This window comes from Chryseobacterium sp. sg2396, assembly GCF_042610505.1.
Classification (GTDB): domain Bacteria; phylum Bacteroidota; class Bacteroidia; order Flavobacteriales; family Weeksellaceae; genus Chryseobacterium.
Map to the genome: position 1 here is coordinate 281,343 of NZ_JBHGAQ010000002.1, position 17,721 is coordinate 299,063.

General features: G+C 39.1%; 17 protein-coding genes. 5 read left to right on the forward strand and 12 right to left on the reverse strand.

Annotated features, from left to right (window positions below; genetic code table 11):
* Nucleotides 1-5 precede the first annotated feature (5 nt).
* On the reverse strand, nt 6-560 hold the full coding sequence (locus ACED20_RS03020; protein WP_294222107.1) for a TlpA disulfide reductase family protein: 555 nt from the start codon (nt 558-560) through the stop codon (nt 6-8).
* A gap of 33 nt (nt 561-593) precedes the next feature.
* On the opposite strand from ACED20_RS03020, the gene ACED20_RS03025 reads away from it, so the two are divergent.
* Both ACED20_RS03025 and ACED20_RS03030 read left to right on the forward strand, forming a co-directional pair.
* Nucleotides 594-1,718: a ferredoxin--NADP reductase gene (locus ACED20_RS03025; protein WP_294292099.1), complete on the forward strand. Its 1,125-nt coding sequence runs from the start codon at nt 594-596 to the stop codon at nt 1,716-1,718.
* Nucleotides 1,715-2,332 carry a vancomycin high temperature exclusion protein gene (locus ACED20_RS03030; RefSeq protein WP_294199003.1) on the forward strand — a complete coding sequence of 206 codons (618 nt, stop codon included), beginning with the start codon at nt 1,715-1,717 and terminating at the stop codon, nt 2,330-2,332. Before ACED20_RS03025 ends, ACED20_RS03030 begins: the two co-directional genes overlap by 4 nt.
* Before the next feature lie 271 nt (nt 2,333-2,603).
* On the opposite strand, the gene ACED20_RS03035 is transcribed toward ACED20_RS03030, so the two are convergent.
* Nucleotides 2,604-5,207, reverse strand: a complete 2,604-nt coding sequence (locus tag ACED20_RS03035) for a BamA/TamA family outer membrane protein (protein ID WP_294292096.1) — start codon at nt 5,205-5,207, stop codon at nt 2,604-2,606.
* Here ACED20_RS03035 and ACED20_RS03040 point away from each other — a divergent pair.
* A complete protein-coding gene (locus tag ACED20_RS03040) occupies nt 5,193-5,924 on the forward strand; it encodes an RNA methyltransferase (RefSeq protein WP_294241508.1) in 732 nt (243 codons plus the stop codon). The genes ACED20_RS03035 and ACED20_RS03040 overlap by 15 nt on opposite strands.
* Before the next feature lie 79 nt (nt 5,925-6,003).
* On the opposite strand, the gene ACED20_RS03045 is transcribed toward ACED20_RS03040, so the two are convergent.
* From ACED20_RS03045 to porQ, 5 genes are all read right to left on the reverse strand, one after another.
* The gene (locus ACED20_RS03045) at nt 6,004-6,501 is read right to left on the reverse strand and encodes a phosphoribosyl-ATP pyrophosphatase (protein ID WP_294199000.1); all 498 of its coding nucleotides are present in this window, start codon (nt 6,499-6,501) and stop codon (nt 6,004-6,006) included.
* A gap of 3 nt (nt 6,502-6,504) precedes the next feature.
* On the reverse strand, nt 6,505-6,813 hold the full coding sequence (locus tag ACED20_RS03050) for a phage holin family protein (protein WP_294198999.1): 309 nt from the start codon (nt 6,811-6,813) through the stop codon (nt 6,505-6,507).
* 81 nt (nt 6,814-6,894) lie between these two features.
* Nucleotides 6,895-7,242, reverse strand: a complete 348-nt coding sequence (locus ACED20_RS03055) for a YtxH domain-containing protein (protein WP_294241510.1) — start codon at nt 7,240-7,242, stop codon at nt 6,895-6,897.
* Between the two features lie 96 nt (nt 7,243-7,338).
* Nucleotides 7,339-8,013, reverse strand: a complete 675-nt coding sequence (cmk, locus tag ACED20_RS03060) for a (d)CMP kinase (RefSeq protein WP_294241513.1) — start codon at nt 8,011-8,013, stop codon at nt 7,339-7,341.
* Between the two features lie 94 nt (nt 8,014-8,107).
* Nucleotides 8,108-9,100, reverse strand: a complete 993-nt coding sequence (gene porQ / locus ACED20_RS03065; RefSeq protein WP_294241516.1) for a type IX secretion system protein PorQ — start codon at nt 9,098-9,100, stop codon at nt 8,108-8,110.
* Nucleotides 9,101-9,502: 402 nt separating this feature from the next.
* Here porQ and pyrH point away from each other — a divergent pair, with 402 nt between their 5' ends.
* Together pyrH and frr are read left to right on the forward strand one after the other, a co-directional pair.
* Nucleotides 9,503-10,210: a UMP kinase gene (gene pyrH / locus ACED20_RS03070; RefSeq protein WP_294198995.1), complete on the forward strand. Its 708-nt coding sequence runs from the start codon at nt 9,503-9,505 to the stop codon at nt 10,208-10,210.
* A 97-nt stretch (nt 10,211-10,307) separates the two neighbouring features.
* The gene (gene frr / locus ACED20_RS03075) at nt 10,308-10,862 is read left to right on the forward strand and encodes a ribosome recycling factor (RefSeq protein WP_294198994.1); all 555 of its coding nucleotides are present in this window, start codon (nt 10,308-10,310) and stop codon (nt 10,860-10,862) included.
* Nucleotides 10,863-11,020: 158 nt separating this feature from the next.
* Here frr and ACED20_RS03080 read toward each other — a convergent pair whose 3' ends face one another.
* From ACED20_RS03080 to ACED20_RS03100, 5 genes are all read right to left on the reverse strand, one after another.
* Complete coding sequence (locus ACED20_RS03080; RefSeq protein WP_294241519.1) at nt 11,021-11,653, reverse strand: hypothetical protein; 633 nt, start codon at nt 11,651-11,653, stop codon at nt 11,021-11,023.
* A gap of 97 nt (nt 11,654-11,750) precedes the next feature.
* Entirely contained in the window at nt 11,751-12,539 is a 789-nt protein-coding gene (locus ACED20_RS03085; protein ID WP_294232352.1) for a hypothetical protein, read from the reverse strand.
* 235 nt (nt 12,540-12,774) lie between these two features.
* Nucleotides 12,775-14,235, reverse strand: coding sequence for an LptF/LptG family permease (locus ACED20_RS03090; protein ID WP_294232354.1), 1,461 nt, complete (start codon nt 14,233-14,235; stop codon nt 12,775-12,777).
* A 76-nt stretch (nt 14,236-14,311) separates the two neighbouring features.
* The gene (locus tag ACED20_RS03095) at nt 14,312-14,959 is read right to left on the reverse strand and encodes an outer membrane lipoprotein carrier protein LolA (RefSeq protein WP_294197500.1); all 648 of its coding nucleotides are present in this window, start codon (nt 14,957-14,959) and stop codon (nt 14,312-14,314) included.
* Between the two features lie 68 nt (nt 14,960-15,027).
* Entirely contained in the window at nt 15,028-17,604 is a 2,577-nt protein-coding gene (locus ACED20_RS03100; protein WP_294241522.1) for a DNA translocase FtsK, read from the reverse strand.
* Between the last annotated feature and the right edge of the window lie 117 nt (nt 17,605-17,721).

Genomic DNA, 17,721 nt, shown 5'->3' on the forward strand with positions numbered 1-17,721 from the left:
ACAGATTATTTTAGGAACGAATTAATTTTTTCATTCAGCATTTCTTCAGACATGGAACCTTCGATTTCTCCGGTTTTATCGCCTTTCCGAAAATAAGTAAAGGGAATTCCGTTGCCTTTCCAGGTCTCAAAATTGGAAAAGAAGGTATTGTCAAATTTAGATTCATCTACCAGCACGATATGGTTTTCCAATCCGTTTTCTTTGGCAAACGCCGGAACTTTATCTTTCCATGCAGTTTTATCAAGAATATCGACGAAGGTAAATTTCACCGGTTTGCCTTTCAGTTCTTCAATTTTTTTCTTGAAATGCGGGATTTCCATCATACAGGGGCCGCACCAGGTAGCGAAGAAATTGGTAACGTATAAAGTATCATTCTTTGTAGATAAATGACTCACCAGCTCCTGCTGGGAAATTTCTTTAAGATCCACCTTGGGAGCTTCGGTCTTTTGAGAAACTGCTGTTGAATCTGTTGATCCTGAGTTTTCTCCCGCTGCTCGGCTTTCTTTTTTACAGCTTGCCAATGCAAAAAGAACAAGCGTGGACAAAATTATCTTCTTCATAATTATTTTTTTATCTATTTTTGAGTTGAAGTTATGGAACAACACATCTATAAAGGGAAACTGACGCAGTTTCACCGGTTAAAAATAGCGAAAAAGGAAGAACTTACCAAAAATACTTTTTCTGTAGAATTTGAGATTCCGCATCACCTTAAAAAGAACTTTGCGTTTGAAGCGGGGCAGTTTGTCAGTATAAAGTTTCAGGCCGGCAGTACAGAAGTAATTAACGATTATTCAATGACTTCCGCGCCGTATGAAGAGAAGATAGCTTTAGGCATTAAAGTAAATTCTCCCAGAGGTGCTGCGCTACAGCTTTTTGAAAACTACCGGGAAGGTGATGAACTCTGGGTAAGTGAACCGTCGGGAAGATTTACGCTGATTGCAAAACCGAGTGAGTTTAGAACCATTGTAGGATTTGCTGCCGGAATTGGGATCACTCCGATTCTGAGCCATTTTAAAAATATCCTTTACAACGAACCGAGGACGAGGCTTTTTCTTTTTTTCGGAAATAAAAATTCGGATGAATTGATCTTTAGAGATGAACTTGATCATCTTGCCAGGAAATATAATGACCGCCTGCAGATTTTTTATTTCTACTCTCAGGAAAAGACATCTAACACCTTCTTTCACGGAAGGCTGGATGATAAAAAACTGAGCCTCATCATCAACCAGATTCTTCATCTTGATGATACCGACGAAGAATCTACCATCTGGGATGCAGTGGATGAAGTCCTGATCTGCGGAAAAGGGGAGATGATCAAAACACTGGCAAATGCCTGCCACCATCATGGAATTCCAAAGAAAAATATTCATTTTGAACTGTTTGAAGCATTTAATGATGATATTTATCCGGTTGAAAAAAAATTCCCGTTCATTGAAAATATAGAAGTGGAATTCACTTTGTCTGGAAAAAAATATTCTGCCACACTGCTGGATAACAAAGAAAAAATTCTTCAGCAGCTTTTAATCCAAAAATTTCCTGTACCTTATTCCTGCAAATCCGGGATCTGCGGAAGCTGCGAATGTATTTTGGAAGAAGGCGAAACAGAATTGCTGGAAAATGAGTATTTAACCGAAAAAGAAGAGCAGAAAGGACATATTTTAGCTTGTATGTCAATTGCGAAAAGCAGGAAAATAAAGCTTAACTTTGATCTTAGTTGAGAATAATAAAAAACATATTCAATCTTATCTTCATATCAATAGAAATGGTAATTCTGTTGATATGCCTGGCCAATGCCTGGGTTTTTGCCCTCACTGACGGCAGAACTTATACGAAAATTTCTAAAATACCTCCGCGCGAAGTTGCCCTTGTACTGGGAACTTCTCCCAAAATGAGATCCGGGGTCTCCAATCCTTATTTTACAAAAAGGATGGATGCGGCAGCTTTGTTATATCATCACGGAAAAATCCGTAAAATCCTGGTAAGTGGTGAGAAAAGCAAAGGGTATGATGAACCAGCTGCTATGAAGAAATACCTCATCTACCAGGAAGGAGTTCCTGAAGAGATTATTATGGAAGATCCACGAGGTTTTAACACCTATCAGAGTATTCTGCGCTGCAAGGATGTATACCATAAAGATAATGTAATCATTGTCTCACAGGGATTTCATAACCTCCGGGCACTTCTCTTTGCAAGAAATAATAACATGAATGCGTTAGGTTTTGATGCTCAGGATGTGATGAAACCTGAGAGCTATTACCGGAATCAATTCCGGGAAATACTTGCACGAACGGTAGCCGTTGTGTATTTTGCATTAGGAATTTCGCCGGATTAAAATAATTCCTTTTGATGATCTTTAGGCTATTATAAGTCTGATTGATACAGGTTCTTGTGAGTAAATTTCCTAAAATTAAATACAGACATATTGCAGGGTTTGCCGAACGATCGTTTAAGCGGCAGTCAATCCAATCTTATTTTTTGAATTCAAGGATAAAAATTTAGCAGATGAAATTTCATCTGCTAAAGATTATTATTAATCTGAAATTTAAATGATACCCTTTCCGTTGTGATCAGCGTTTCGATCAATTAACCACAAAATTTTACGATTAGAAAGGATATCCAAAGGCGATATTAAGCGTGGGCTTAAACGGCTGGAAATATTTAAATCGCCATCTTTCTCCATCCGGACGGTTTGGCTCGTACATTTTGTAAGCAAGATCCAGCCTTACTTTGATGTAAGCGATATTCAGCCTTAATCCGACACCGCTTCCGACTCCTACCTGTTTTAAAAATCTGTTAAATTTAAATTCGTCACCATCACCGTAGCCATTGTTATAGTTTTTTAGGCTCCAGATGTTACCGATGTCTGTAAAAACAGCGCCTTCATAGGTATCATTAAAAGGAACTCTGAATTCAACATTCGTTGTTAGCTTTATATTATCCGTCATATAAGTACGAACCCTTGCATCAACCTGCGAATCTGCCGGTCCTAACCCTCCGAAAGGCACCCAGGCTCTGATATCATTTGGTCCTCCGTTAAAATAAGACCGGATGACCGGCATATTGGAAGAGTTTCCGTAGGGAATCCCTATACCGATAAACTGTCGTAATGCCAATGTATTGTCACCGAATTTAAAATATTTTCTGATATCAAAATCAAATTTTACAAACTGGGCGTAAGGGATATTGAAAATTGTTCGTTCAGGGCTGGTGGTAATTCCTCCCTCATTCCTTTTCTGGTTAAAAATGCTGAAAATATTTCCCGCCAGTTCCACTTTCCCGCTGAAATAAAAAGCATTCGGATAATCTTTTTTTCCGATTTCATTATAAATGAAATTATAAATCATGGAAGAAATCAGGACGTCCTGTGTCTGTCGGTCTTTGTTGACGAGCGTTCCTACGAATGCCGTGTACCGGTCCTGTCCCTGTTGATTCAGTCCCTGAATATAGCTTGTATCATTGATGATCTGCTGAGAAACCTGGTCGATGCTCAGTTGTCCGGAAGTAAATTTCTGGGCAATATCGGGATGAGATACAAAATAATCATTGAAAAATTCTTCCCGAATGGCATTGTCACTGGTGAAATAGCTGTAATAAGCGTCTTTATTCTTGGTTAAACTGAGCTGTGTATTAAAAAGGGTTAGCCTATGGGTTACTTTTTCATTTACCGTAGCGAGATAATTCAGTCCTGTATTGAAGTTCAGCCTTCCCAAGCCAATATTGTTCTGATCGGAAACGCCCAGTACAATAGATGAAGTCGGGCTGTACCGCTTTGGTATGAGCTTATAATAATTAAACGGCAACAGCAACCTTGGAAAACTTAGGGAAGCCTGAGCTGATACTTCATAAGCCAGAATTCTTCGGTTGATATCTTTAGGGTCTACAATACGTCCGAAAGTTCCGGAAACGCTTGTTGAAAGGTTTTCCGCACCGCCAAAGACGTTTCTGGTAATAAGATCTACAGAAGGGGAGATCCCGAAATTAAGCACTTCAGAATAATTTAAATCCAATCCCACTTTCAGATCATATTTCGGTAACGGCTTTAAAATATAGGTTACGTCTACAATACTGTCATTCGGGCTGGTACCGCCACCCCTTCTCAGTGAATCTCTGGCCTTCAGGATGCTGAAATTGTTCATTGCTAGAAGGTTTCTTTTGGTAAGATCAAGCTTTTTCTGATCATACACCTGCTTGTTTGCTACGATGATGGCTCTCCATATCGCACGGGAATCATAGGTGTTTTCCGTTTTATGAAAACGGATTCCCCTTAAACTGTCTTTCTTTGTACGGGAAGGAAAATCCTTTACATCGTCCACGATAGCAACATCAATATTTCCGATGGTGGATTTTTTATAAGGGCTGTCCAGAGAGTCTTTATGAACTTCCATCACAAGAGGAACCTGCTTGGTACTTTGTAAAGAATCAGCCACAAAGCCCACTTCATCGCCAAGCGCATTAAATCGGTAGTAGCCGTATTCCCTCATCAAGTCATTAATTCGGTTTACCTCTTTTTCAAGTATGGTCTGGTCTAAAATCTGTCCTTTTCTGATAAGGCTTTCCCTTATATGTTGCTGATAGATATTTTTTACCTCGTGATCAGTGATGTTATAATAGTAGTTTTTAATATAAGTAGGATCTTTATGCGTAATAAAATACGTAACGGCCGCTTTTTTAGCTGCGGAATCAAGAGCCTGTTTATATTTAACTTCAGCATCCCAGTATCCTCTGTACGTCAGTCTTTTCTGTACTGACTCCGCACTCTTTTCAGTTCTGGTCTGATCGAGAATAACCGGTGCAGAACCCCACTTATGGTAGAGCCTGTCCAGGAAAAGACTTTTCCCGATATCATTATTCATATTGTATTTAATGAAAAGAGAATCCCGAAGCTTCTGATTTCTCATTTCATCAGGATAGGTCATGTATTCATTAAGGAGCGTATCATATTTTGGACTGGCAGCATTATAAAGCCATAAACTAAGGGGCATAAAAAGAAACTGCCTTTTATTGGGTTTTTGCTGAACATAACTTTTCAGTTCGCTGTCGAAAGGTTCTTTTTTGTCTTCAAACTCAAAATTGTTTTTTACCAGCAGGTATTCGCCGTCCGGAACTTTTTTAGTAGTGCTGCAGGCGTACAAGAGACCAACAAATGTTGCAAATGAGATAATTTTATAATACTTTTGGGGAGAATTCTTATAATGCTTACAGCTCATACAATAAAAGTTTTACAGTCTTTGGATAAAAAGAAGTTCAGGCAAAAATACAATTTGTTTTTGGTTGAAGGTAATAAAATCATTTGTGAACTTTTTAATTCTAAAGTTAAAATTAAAGAAATATTTTCTACCGATCCGCAAAAACTGGACCGTCCGGATCTGCATGTCACTCATATATCTGAAAATGAGCTGAAAAAAATAAGTATGCTGCAGCATCCGAAAGATTCTGTAGCCGTATGCTATATTGAACCGCAGGAAGACTGGAAAGACAGGGAGATCCAGCTGGTATTGGACGGTATACAGGATCCGGGAAATCTGGGAACCATTATACGTCTGGCCGACTGGTTCGGGATTGAGCAGATTATCTGCAGCGAAGATACGGTAGACGTATATAATCCAAAGGTGATTATGGCCACAATGGGTTCTTTTACCAGAGTAAATGTGGTGTATACGGATCTTACCGAATATTTATCCGGAACGGAGAATATTAATATCGGAACCGATATGGAAGGTGAAAATATTTACAGTTTCAAAAAACCGGAGAAGCTGAATCTCATTTTAGGAAATGAAGGAAACGGCATGCGTCCGGAAACGGAAAAACTAATTCATAAAAATGTTATGGTTCCGAGATTCGGAAAGTCACAGTCCACAGAAAGCCTTAATGTCTCAATGGCAGCAGGAATTATTTTAGGGCAACTCTTTAGTGAAAGAAAATAGAGAAGCAGAGCTCGAGTGTGGGAGCTTTATCGAAACCTTAGTCCTAAATATTTAGTAATAAATACTCCCACTCTCAAACTCATATAAGCTGTTCCATACTGGATACGCTTTTGTTTTTCTGGTAGGTTTCCAGTTTTTTTCTCACAAACCGCAAAGCAGCAGGAGCAAGGTAAATCATGGCTGCACCAATCAGTTTTTTCTTCCAGTTAGAACTTTTAAAGTTTTTGCGGGCATAGTTCCCGACAATGGTCGTTACTGCGAGATTTATCATAATATCCATCGCATCACCTTTGAATGCAGAACCTGCAATTCCGAGAGCTGCATTTTTGCTGATGAAGGCATCCTTTATTTCACTGGTAATCTGTTTGGCAATTACATCTTTACGAAGCACGACTTTCTCATCCCCATCCTCATCTACTTTCTCCTGCAAGTACTGGTCGGTTAAACCATTCGTAAACGCACTCAGACTTTCTTTGGTATTTTTAAAGGTAAGAAGATCTTCAATACCTTCAATTTCCTGCTTCAGTAATTTTTTCTTCCTTCTGAGTTCTTCAATATTTTCATAATTTCTGCCCATAGCTTAATGATTTAAAAATTTAATGACCTGATCTGCCACAGAATTTACGATTTTCTTTTTAAATAGCATAATAAGTATCATGGCCAGAAGATAAAACCCTGCTACTATCAGAAATCCGTATGACTGATTCCCCAATGCCTCACCGATGAGAAAAGCAATCCCAAAATTGAACAGAATAATGAAAAAACCAAAAGCAACAAGCATAATCACAAAATAGGTAATGACTCCTGCAGAAAGAGAAGATTTTTCTGTTGCCTCTATCTTCAGAAGATCAATCCTTTTAGACGCATATTCTTTAATAGTTTCTATCATTGTTTTTTATTTGAAGTTATAAAAAAAGGAACTTTCATTTATAAAGTTCCTTTTCATAATTTATCTAAAAAAATAAATCGTTTAATTTTTTAGATCATTGAGTTCCGACTCCACGTTTTTTACAACATCCGCCGTTTTGGAAACAATCTGATCTTTATATTTATCATATCCGTCTTTTACGGTATGTGCTACGCTACTGGCTGTTTCTTTAAAAGTAGACGAAATATTACCATACTGGTCTTTTACCTTTTCAGACACTTCGTCATATTTATTTTTAGCCTGATCTTTTATATCGTTCGCTTTCGTTTTAATTTTTTTTCTTGTTTCTTTTCCTTCCTCAGGAGCATAAAGCATTCCTAAGATAACACCTGCTGCAGCACCTGCAAGAAGTCCTGCCAAAATACCCGCTGTATTGTTCTTTTTAGACATTTTCGTTTTTTTTAATAGTTAATAAATATCAGCTTTTTACTTGTGTTAAATTGTACAATTTACATACCAAAGGGCAAAACGAGCTATTAAAAAATGTTAAATCTTTTCGATGTGAGATAAAATTGCATCAATTGTTTCCTGCTTATTCAGGAAGGTATTGTCTATGACAATAGCATCTTCGGCCTGCTTCAGCGGAGCGATCTCACGTTCACTGTCTATTCGGTCACGTTCAATCAGGTTTTCCTTTACTTGTTGTTTATCAGCTTCAATGCCCAGAGAAATCAGTTCCTGATATCTTCTTCTGGTTCGTTCATCAATGCTAGCAGTAAGGAAGAACTTGTAATCTGCATCCGGCAGTACTACTGTTCCTATGTCGCGTCCGTCCATAATGATGCCTCCCTTTTCCGCCTGGGAACGCTGGGATTGAAGAAGGAAATCCCGGACTTCCTTTTGTTTTGCCACAAAGCTTACATTGTCGGAAACCTCATTGGTACGGATGGCTTTTGATATATCAATATGATTAAGGAAAAGAATAAGTTCGCCTTCGAAATTTTTGAATTCAAGCTCGATTTCGCTGAAGGATGAAAACAGCATCTTGAGATCAATGGATCCGTTTTCTCCGATGCAGTTCTGAAGGGCAAACCAGGTTACACCCCGGTACAGGGCTCCGGTATCCATATGAATGATCCCCAGTTTTTGGGCAATGATTTTTGAGATGGAACTTTTTCCGGTAGACGAGTACCCGTCGATTGCAATTACAGGTTTTTTCATACCGCAAATTTCCAGATTTTTTCTTAAAAATCAAGAAACCTTAAGAGAATTTCTTAAGGTTTCTTTTTATTTTTATGCTTTGCTTTTATCTTATCTAATATCCTGCATGGCTGGTAAGATCTACTGAAATGCCTATCTGGTTGACATTCGAGGCATTATGGTATCTTATATGAGCATAATCGATCCTGAACCGGGAAAGCTTCACCCCAAAGCCTGCTGAAATCCCTGAGAAATTTCTTTGGTCTGCCACAGCAAGTTCGTTTCCTCTTTTTACATTGTATCCTAACCTAATGTTGAAGCTTTTCTCCGGAAACAGTTCGGCTCCCAGGGAAAAATGGTCTGCAATTTTTCTTCCGATATTCACTTCCTGTCCGTTTACATTATACTGTGAAGAAATATCGAACTGCTGTACATCGTGTGCGGTAATAGTAACCGCTAAAGGAATCGCTTTTAAAGTCCTGGTGTATCCGATATCCACTCTGAACGGAAGATTTTCCCGCGTCCCGTTGAATGATTTGAACTGATACCCGAAATTTCTGAAAACCACTGAAGCCGTTTCCTTGTTCTTTTTATTGTGATAGGTAATCCCGGCATTTCCGGAAATTGCGGAAGAAGAATAATTATCGATTTTTGAAGTGATGAAATTCAGTCCGCCCCCAATGGTCCAGTCTTCCTCAAACTGATAGGCGTACCCGGCTCCGACAGCAACATCGGAAGCCGTAAAGGTCCCGTTTTCAAAACCGCTGTCGTCGGTTCTCGGGATACTTCCGTAGCTCATGTACCGGGCATTGATGGTTGCCATATGGCCGTTATCAAAATCTTTGGCGTAAGCAATAGTTCCATACTTGGAATCCGCAAGATAAGCCGTGGCATTTACGGAGAGCTGATTATCCGAGTCTTTATTGAGTAGAGAAGGGTTTGCAATAGCAAAGGAAACATCTTGATCTCTTACGGAAATTGCGTCACCACCCAGTGCAGCCTGCCTTGCAGAAACCGGAAGGTTTAAGAACGGAAAAACGTTTGTTCCCGTTTGTGCATAAGAAACAATTCCTGAGAGAAATAATGAAAGAATGACAATTTTCTTCAATTCAGTTTATTAGTAATGCAAAAATAATCCTTTTTCGTACTTTTCAAAATATTTCTCACATTATTTATGCGTAAATATATATTTTTCGCAAAAGCAGTGGCTTATTTTAAATAGAGCGACTTTTCAGATAGAGGATTTATCAGCGGTCTGATTAATTAGCCCCGATTGCAGCGGCATCCTTTTTTGTGCTGGCAAAAGCATTGGCAAAAAAGATACAGCGGAAAGCGGGAAAAAGCTCCTGAGAAAAATGCTGCCATTTCCACGAAAAGTTCCGGGAAACGGCTTTGGGTCGAAGATTTAAAAATTTAATGCAGAATTAAAAATCAACCTTATTAATGATTATATTTGCAGTGTCAAATTTCAGACAATCAACCTAACGGAAAAAAGTTATTTATACAAGAAATGAAATATAAAAGAATCCTTCTAAAACTGAGCGGTGAAGCCTTAATGGGGAACAGACAGTACGGTATCGACAACGAAAGGCTACAGGAATATGCAGCGGAAATAAAAAAAGTAGTGGAGAAAGGCTGTGAAGTTGCCATCGTCATCGGAGGAGGGAATATTTTCCGTGGGGTGGCCGGAGCTGCCAAAGGAATGGACCGGGTGCAGGGCGACTATATGGGAATGCTGGCTACGGTTATTAACGGGATGGCCTTACAGGGTGCCCTGGAAGATGCAGGAATCAAAACCAGGCTTCAATCTGCTATCGAAATGGATAAAGTAGCCGAGCCTTTCATCAAAAGAAGAGCGGTGAGACATCTTGAGAAGGGCAGAGTGGTGATCTTCGGAGCCGGAACCGGAAACCCGTATTTTACTACCGATACTGCAGCAACACTAAGGGCTATTGAAATTGATGCGGACGTTATTTTGAAAGGGACAAGGGTAGACGGAATCTACGACAGCGATCCTGAAAAAAATGCTGATGCGGTAAAATATAATTCACTATCTTTCGACGAAGTTTATGCCAAGAACCTGAAAGTAATGGATATGACGGCATTCACTTTAAGCCACGAAAACAAGCTGCCGATCATCGTATTTGATATGAATAAAGACGGCAACCTGGAAAAAATCGTGGATGGTGAGAATGTTGGTACTTTAGTTGATCTGTAATCGGTATTTCGGGGTAATATTTTAAAATCGTTCATTACCCGTTATTCATTACTAATCGATTATTAAAATGTGTAATTTATCAAATTTTTATTATATAATGGAAGAAATAGATCTTATAGTAGAGTCTGTACAGCACGACATGGAAGCCGCTATTAAGCACCTGGATCATGCATTTCAGAGAATCAGAGCGGGACGTGCGTCCACGGCGATGGTTCAGGATGTAATGGTAGAATATTACGGAGCATTGACTCCTATCAATCAGGTAGCGAATGTTTCTGTTCCGGATGCGATGACGATTTCTATTCAACCCTGGGATTCCAAAGCGATCAATGATATTGAAAAGGCGATCATCAATTCAAATTTAGGTTTTGCGCCTTCCAATAACGGGATCAATATCATCCTTAATGTTCCGCCATTGACGGAAGAAAGAAGAAGGGAGCTGGCCAAGCAGGCTAAAGGCGAAGCTGAAGATACGAAAGTAGTGGTGAGGAATGCACGACAGAACGGTCTGAAGGAGCTTAAAAAGCTGGACGGTGTTTCCGAAGATATCATTAAAGGTGTAGAAGCCGATATCCAGACACTTACTGATAAGTATGTAAAAGCTTGCGACGAGCACCTTAAAGTGAAAGAAGCTGAAATTATGAAAGTATAATTTTTAGTATCGAAAATATAAAAAGCGGTTTCATTTTTTGAAGCCGCTTTTGTTTTAAATGGTATAAAATAATGGAGATTAAACCATCTATTAAAGAGCCATTTAAAAAGTAAGAAGAAACTAGTGAAATGGGTGGGGCAAATTATTTGCTGTACAATCTAGAGGCATAATGGTTTATTCTTCGTGTCTTTGTTGTTCAGTATTTTACGGTATACATCCATCAATTCTTTCACATCACAATTCCCCTTTTTATTAGGAATCGTTTCTGGATTTATATTTTTATCGGTAGACCTTATCGTGAAGTGCTTTTCCAGACACTGGATGGGTTTTCCGTTTTTTAAATAAATTCTCTGCTGGCTGATGCTGTCTTTGGTGATGGGCTTTTCGGGAGTTCCGCCGTCGAACTGCCACACCGTTTCTTCTTTAAAAATGAAAAATACTTTGTCGCTTTTCACGTAATAATTGGTTACTGATGAAAAATGACTGTCCGCAAAAAAGTGCTTTACCATCCTCAGGTCCTTTTTTTCATAGTAAAAGTCTGCTTTACCTTCAATTTCATCACAGGTATAGCTGAAACTATTGGAATCCAATTTTTTGGATAACAGTTTTTCATTGAGTACTGCAAATTCTTTCCTGATTTCATCGATAGTTTGTGGAATTTTGTCTGGTGGAATACTGTCTTCTTTCAGTACAGCAGGATCTTTTGACTGGTTATGACCGACAATGTTTCCTTTCTGCTTATTACACGAAAAAAGAAGGGTAAGGCAAACGGCAGTGATGATGCTTTTCATATGATTAATTTGGCTGGTTCAATAATACAAAAAATCAGACCAAACAAAAAGCAGTCTCAATCTGAAACTGCTTTTTCTTATTCTATGACTAAGTTGATTATTTACAATTTTCGTTATAATCAACGATTACTTCATCCACGATAGCCTTATTGTCGGCCATGGCATTCCCGACTTCATTCCTGATGAATTTTCCTAAACCGGAACGTTGCTTCGTATCATTTTTGAGAGAAGCATATTCGCCTTTCGATGCCTTTGTTCTTACGACCGGACAGTCGGCAATGATCATCTTAGCCTTTACTGCGGTAAGTTCTTCAGGCTTTCCGCCTTTCTTGGAATAGACGTAAGACGGGTTTTCTCTCATTCTTTTATTTTCCGCTTCCGCAACGGCAACCTGTCCGCCCGCTGAGAAGGTCGTAGGAAAACCATATACTTTATACACTTTAATTTTTCCGTCTGCCACCAGCTCGGCAAACTGGTTGCTTTTTGTAAGGTTGTTGAATGCCTTCAGATTACCGCTTAGTCCTCCGTTCTGCGTATTGTAAGCCTCTTTTACATTTGTATATTTGATGTTTTCAAATACCCTTTGCGAATCATTATCAACGGCCATGTATCCTTTAAGATCATCCACATCATATGTTTTGAATTTCTGTCTTTTTTTGGAAGCATCAATATCCGTTAAAGCGATAAATTTTACTTTTTTCTGATTGGTCCATGGGCTCATTTCATTTCCGGCAAGCCTTACAATACCTTCGATTTTCTTTCCGCCTTTATCAATGATGTAACCTGGCTTTTCACCGTTTCTCATTTCATATTCGGTCGTGTCGTCCTGTGCATAAACATTGAATGAAGCCAGGCTCAGCAAACCCATGAATAATAATTTTTTCATAGCTAAAAACTTTTAATTCCGGCAAAGATAATTTTTTATTGCTAAAATGAATTTAAATTTAATATAAAAACAGAGAGAAATCGTTAAAGGCTGGAAAACGGGTGTTGGATGCTGGAAGTTTTCTTTTAATGATTAAACTGTATTTCGAGTTATTGCATTCAACTTTTGCTTAATCAATTAAATACAAAAAGATCCGGAAAAATTCCGGATCTTTTTGTATTTGAAATATTTTTAATTATTGATAACGTTTATGTTCTTCTTTTTTCACAAATAGTTTCGTAATTGGTTTTAAAGCCGCTTTATATTTTTCAGCGTCAAACAATTGGGAATCGGTTAGGGCTTTGTAGGTCATCCATACTCCGAAAGGAAAAAGGACAATATTCGGAATCCAGGCAGCCAGATAAGGATTAATTTTACCTGCCCAGGCCATGTTTTCAAAGCCTACGTTGATGACGTAGAATATAATGAAAATCACGATTGCAATAATAACCGGAAGACCCATTCCTCCTTTTCTGATGATTGAACCAAGACTGGAACCGATCAGGAAAAAGATAATACAGGTAAATGAATACGTAACGATCCGCTGCTGATAAATAACCACTTTATTGTAATATTTTATGCCCGGATCAAGCTCATTGTTTTTGGCTTCAAGCGTACTTTTCAGACTTTCCAGCCTATCGTATGCGTTCTTGATGATCTCCAGTTTCTTTTCTTTTTTTACCGTATCCAATTTGATCATCTGCTTAGGTTTTGCTTTTGAACGGTTCTGCTTGGAATCCATATAGCTGATCACCGAATTGGTCTGGTTCAGCACGTCATTGTTAACGTTTGTAAAAAAACGGTCGTTATCGCTTTTGGCTTTATCAATAGTTTTATTAATTTCGTTAAATGTCTGAAAACGGTAATCCTCTGTAATCTTTTCTTCTTCAATTGCCTTATTGATAATCTCACTTACGTCAAAATGAGAAGTCAGTGAATCGAACTTAATGGCCTGGTCCGGCTGTTTAAGCCTTACATTTTCCCCTTTTCCGGCAAAATTATCATCATATACGTAACCATCATACAGAACAAGCTTCAGGTAATTTTTGTTGGCTGCAGGAATGAATTTCCCTCTTTTTGCAACAATCGTCTGCTGATTTTCATAAGAACTTGCTTTTTTATGTACGAAAACCCCTTCGATATTCTCATCGTTTTTGCCGGAAAGTTTATCAAATTTCACCATATTTCCTGGAATCTGGTCGATAAACTGGCCGGGTGTAAAATTAAGGGCCGGTTTTGTCTGGGCGATATTATAAAGCATATTTCTCGCTTTCCTCTGGAAATCGGGGATGATATTGTTTGAAAAAAAATAGAGGATGATCGACATTATGACGGTAACTCCTAGCAGCGGCATCATTACCCGTGTCAGCGAAATCCCTGCAGCTTTCATGGCGGCAAGCTCGTACCGTTCCCCAAATTCACCGAAAGACATAATGCTTGCCAACAGGATCGTCAGCGGCAATACCATACTGATAACGCTTACCCCAAGATAGAAAAGAAGCTTCATGATCTGCCAATAGCTTAATCCTTTCCCCATAAACTGTCCCAGCTGGATCCAGATAATGTTTACAATGAAGATAAAAAACAATACGCTGAATATAAAAAAAAACGGTCCGAAGAAAGTTTTTATGATATAGCGGTCTAGTATTTTTAACATGCGCCAAAATTAATCAAAAAGCTGCAAAGTTTCCTTTGCAGCTCTTATATTTTATGAAATTTTATTAGAACGGACATTAGAGTTCCGTAACCAGGTAGTTTTTATATTTATTTTTGTCGAATACGAACATTCCCGGATCCAGGGTCTGGTTCTCCTTGTATTGGGTAATGGCAATTACCGCAAGATCTTTGTTGTTTCCGTGCTGTTCAAGTTTTATCATCTGCTTTTTGGCTGCGTCTACAAAAAGATAAACCGCCTGGATGCCATTGGATTTGACGGGAGTTAATTTGATAAAGTCTGCGTTTACCCCATTTACATTTTTCTTTCCTTCATAGGTTACATTATAATCATTTCTGTATGAGGTAAGATAGTTGATAGGGGAGAACATCGAGCTGCTTCCATTCGGTTTGGCTACCGTAACCTCCATGTCTTCCGTATTGATATTGTAAATTTTGCTGCCATCGAAAATCTGTTCCGTTTCCATGATTTTCAGCTTATATTTATCGCCTGCAGCGTAGTAAATACCCGGCTCGTTCTTATCCACCTTTCCGTTGGTACCGCTGCCAAAGGAAAATTTGAAGTAGGTATTTTTCTTCGATTTGTAATTGGCTGTAATATCATCAAGGATTTTTTTTGCCTTGGCATCGATTTTCTGTGCGTTTGTAAATCCTACGGCTCCGATCACCAGGCTGCTGATTACAACTTTTGAAATAATATTTTTCATTTTCTTAAATCTTACTTGAATTTTAGACTTTCTTTTTAGCTAAAAGTTAAAACTCTGAATTTTTTGTTTTAACTGCGCAGATCTTCCAAAAACTGTTCCAAAGAATGCAGGTCGCTGATGAGGACTTCTCTTGCTTTTGCCCCGTTAAATCCGCCTACAATCCCGCTTGCTTCCAACTGATCCATGATTCTTCCCGCTCTGTTATAGCCTAATTTTAATTGTCTCTGAAGCATAGATGTTGAACCCTGTTGGGTGGATACGATAATTCGTGCGGCTTCTTCAAACAGAGCATCTTTTTCATTCGGATCAAATGCGCCGACGGTACTTGTGGAATCTTCGGAAACATATTCCGGAAGAATAAATGCCGAAGCGTAACCTTTCTGTTCCCCGATAAACTCGGCCAGTCTTTCCACTTCCGGAGTATCCACGAAAGCACACTGAAGCCTTAAAATTTCGTTTCCGTTAAAATAAAGCATATCTCCTTTCCCGATCAGCTGATCAGCACCCGGAGAATCCAGGATGGTCCTTGAATCTACACTTGAAATTACACGGAAAGCAGCCCTTGCCGGGAAATTGGCTTTAATCATACCGGTAATTACATTTACCGACGGTCTCTGTGTAGCTACAATTAAGTGAATTCCTACCGCTCTTGCAAGCTGGGCAAGACGGGCAATCGGCAATTCCACTTCTTTCCCGGCCGTCATGATCAGATCCGCGAATTCGTCTACAACAAGTACGATATACGGAAGATAGCGATGTCCGTTTTCCGGATTTAGCTTTCTTTCGACAAATTTTTTATTGTATTCCTTTAAATTTTTACAGAACGCATTTTTAAGAAGATCATATCTCGTATCCATTTCAATACAAAGGGAATTCAGCGTATTGATCACTTTATTGGTATCGGTGATGATTGCTTCTTCCGCATCAGGTAGTTTAGCCAGATAGTGCCTTTCGATTTTTGAATATAAAGAAAGTTCCACTTTTTTAGGATCCACCATCACGAATTTCAGTTCGCTTGGGTGCTTCTTGTAGAGTAGGGAAGTAAGAATGGCGTTAATACCAACTGATTTACCCTGTCCTGTAGCACCCGCCATCAGCAGGTGGGGCATTTTGGAAAGATCCGCCATAAAAATTTCATTGGAAATGGTCTTTCCAAATACCACAGGAAGATCCATATCCGTATTCTGGAATTTCTGTGAAGCGATTACCGAACGCATGGAGACCATGGTAGGGTTTTTTCTCGGAACCTCGATTCCGATGGTACCTTTACCCGGCATTGGTGCAATAATCCGGATTCCCAATGCTGATAAGTTCAGCGCAATATCATCCTGCAGTTTTTTAATGGCCGCTACCCGGATTCCTGCTTCCGGAACTATTTCATACAGCGTTACTGTAGGTCCGATCGTCGCTTTAATCTCGGCGATACCTACGTTAAAGTTTTTCAGCAGTCCGACGATCTTATTTTTATTTTCTTCTAATTCGTCTTTATTAATGGAGATTTCCTCGTTTCCGTAATCTTTTAAAAGTTCCACCGGAGGCATCTGGAATTTGGCAAGGTCAAGTTTATGATCGTAAAGGCCGTGTTTGTCGACCAATTCCTGGGATTTAACATCGTCATCGTCCAGAATATCAATTACCGGTGCGATTTCCACATTGAATTTAATATCTTCCTGAGATGCAACAGCAGTCGCTGTACGGGTTACAGGTACAGAAGGTTTAACGTCAAAAGCCTGCTCCGGCGTTGAAGTCGGAACCTTTGGCTTTGTATCGAGATTTAAATTGATGGATGAAGAGAAATCGGTTTTAATCTCTTCCTCAAAAGAGGTATTGTTCGGGGTAACGATCGTATCCAGGCCGGGAGAAACCGGAACTTCAGGGAATCCTTTCGGGATGCTTACCGGTTCAGGTTCTTTTATTTTTGCAGCAGACTTTTCTACAGCTTCGGTTACAATAACCTTTGATGGAGTCTCTTCCTCCTTATGGGCTTCCAATTCTTCGATCAGTTCTTCATCCGCTTCAAAATTTTCATCAGAACTCGGCATCATCGACTTTACTTTGCCAATGGTATTTTCATTAATATCGTTAAGCTTCGATTTGATAGAACTCGGGCGGAGATTGAATTCAAGAATAAAATACAGCGCAATACTGGATATCAGAACCAGCCAGAGACCGACTGTTCCGATGATGGCATTCAGCGAATCCATGATCTGGTAGCCGTAAACGCCGCTCAACACGCCTTGCCCTTTGGTAACCGCTCCAAATAAAATCGGCAGCCAGCAGATAAAGAACAGGGAATGCCCAATAGTTTTCCATGGTTTGAACATTTTCTTTTTCAGGATCACCGTTCCGAAAACCAGAAACAAAAAGGCAATGATAAAAGAAGCCACCCCGATACTTTCGAATATAAAAATATTTCCCAGCCAGTCGCCAAGTTTTCCGAAAAGATTGGAGGATTTTATGCTCTTGTCCAGCATGGTTCCTGCCTGGCTCTGGTCTGCCTTCCAGTTCATCAGATATGAAACGAATGAAAAGGTAAGCACCACAGAGAAAAGGATAAACGTAAGCCCGAAAAATACCCGGGGTTTTGATAAAAATTTGCCCTTGTCAGGCGATTCCGTAGGTTTTTGTTGCGTGTTTTTATTCATAATGTCAATTGGCAAATTTAATATTTTTCAACATTAAACAATATGCTTTTCCGTGAAAAGAAATTTAATTCTTTCCGGTTAAAAAAGGAATTTTCCACATCGTTTTGTTTACCGGAC

Coding starts and splice junctions, on each gene's coding strand:
- ACED20_RS03020 (WP_294222107.1), bottom strand. CDS start 560: ATGAAGAAGATAATTTTGTCCACGCTTGTTCTTTTTGCATTGGCAAGC.
- ACED20_RS03025 (WP_294292099.1), top strand. CDS start 594: ATGGAACAACACATCTATAAAGGGAAACTGACGCAGTTTCACCGGTTA.
- ACED20_RS03040 (WP_294241508.1), top strand. CDS start 5,193: ATGCTTACAGCTCATACAATAAAAGTTTTACAGTCTTTGGATAAAAAG.
- ACED20_RS03035 (WP_294292096.1), bottom strand. CDS start 5,207: ATGAGCTGTAAGCATTATAAGAATTCTCCCCAAAAGTATTATAAAATT.
- ACED20_RS03045 (WP_294199000.1), bottom strand. CDS start 6,501: ATGGGCAGAAATTATGAAAATATTGAAGAACTCAGAAGGAAGAAAAAA.
- ACED20_RS03050 (WP_294198999.1), bottom strand. CDS start 6,813: ATGATAGAAACTATTAAAGAATATGCGTCTAAAAGGATTGATCTTCTG.
- ACED20_RS03055 (WP_294241510.1), bottom strand. CDS start 7,242: ATGTCTAAAAAGAACAATACAGCGGGTATTTTGGCAGGACTTCTTGCA.
- cmk (WP_294241513.1), bottom strand. CDS start 8,013: ATGAAAAAACCTGTAATTGCAATCGACGGGTACTCGTCTACCGGAAAA.
- pyrH (WP_294198995.1), top strand. CDS start 9,503: ATGAAATATAAAAGAATCCTTCTAAAACTGAGCGGTGAAGCCTTAATG.
- frr (WP_294198994.1), top strand. CDS start 10,308: ATGGAAGAAATAGATCTTATAGTAGAGTCTGTACAGCACGACATGGAA.
- ACED20_RS03080 (WP_294241519.1), bottom strand. CDS start 11,653: ATGAAAAGCATCATCACTGCCGTTTGCCTTACCCTTCTTTTTTCGTGT.
- ACED20_RS03085 (WP_294232352.1), bottom strand. CDS start 12,539: ATGAAAAAATTATTATTCATGGGTTTGCTGAGCCTGGCTTCATTCAAT.
- ACED20_RS03090 (WP_294232354.1), bottom strand. CDS start 14,235: ATGTTAAAAATACTAGACCGCTATATCATAAAAACTTTCTTCGGACCG.
- ACED20_RS03095 (WP_294197500.1), bottom strand. CDS start 14,959: ATGAAAAATATTATTTCAAAAGTTGTAATCAGCAGCCTGGTGATCGGA.
- ACED20_RS03100 (WP_294241522.1), bottom strand. CDS start 17,604: ATGAATAAAAACACGCAACAAAAACCTACGGAATCGCCTGACAAGGGC.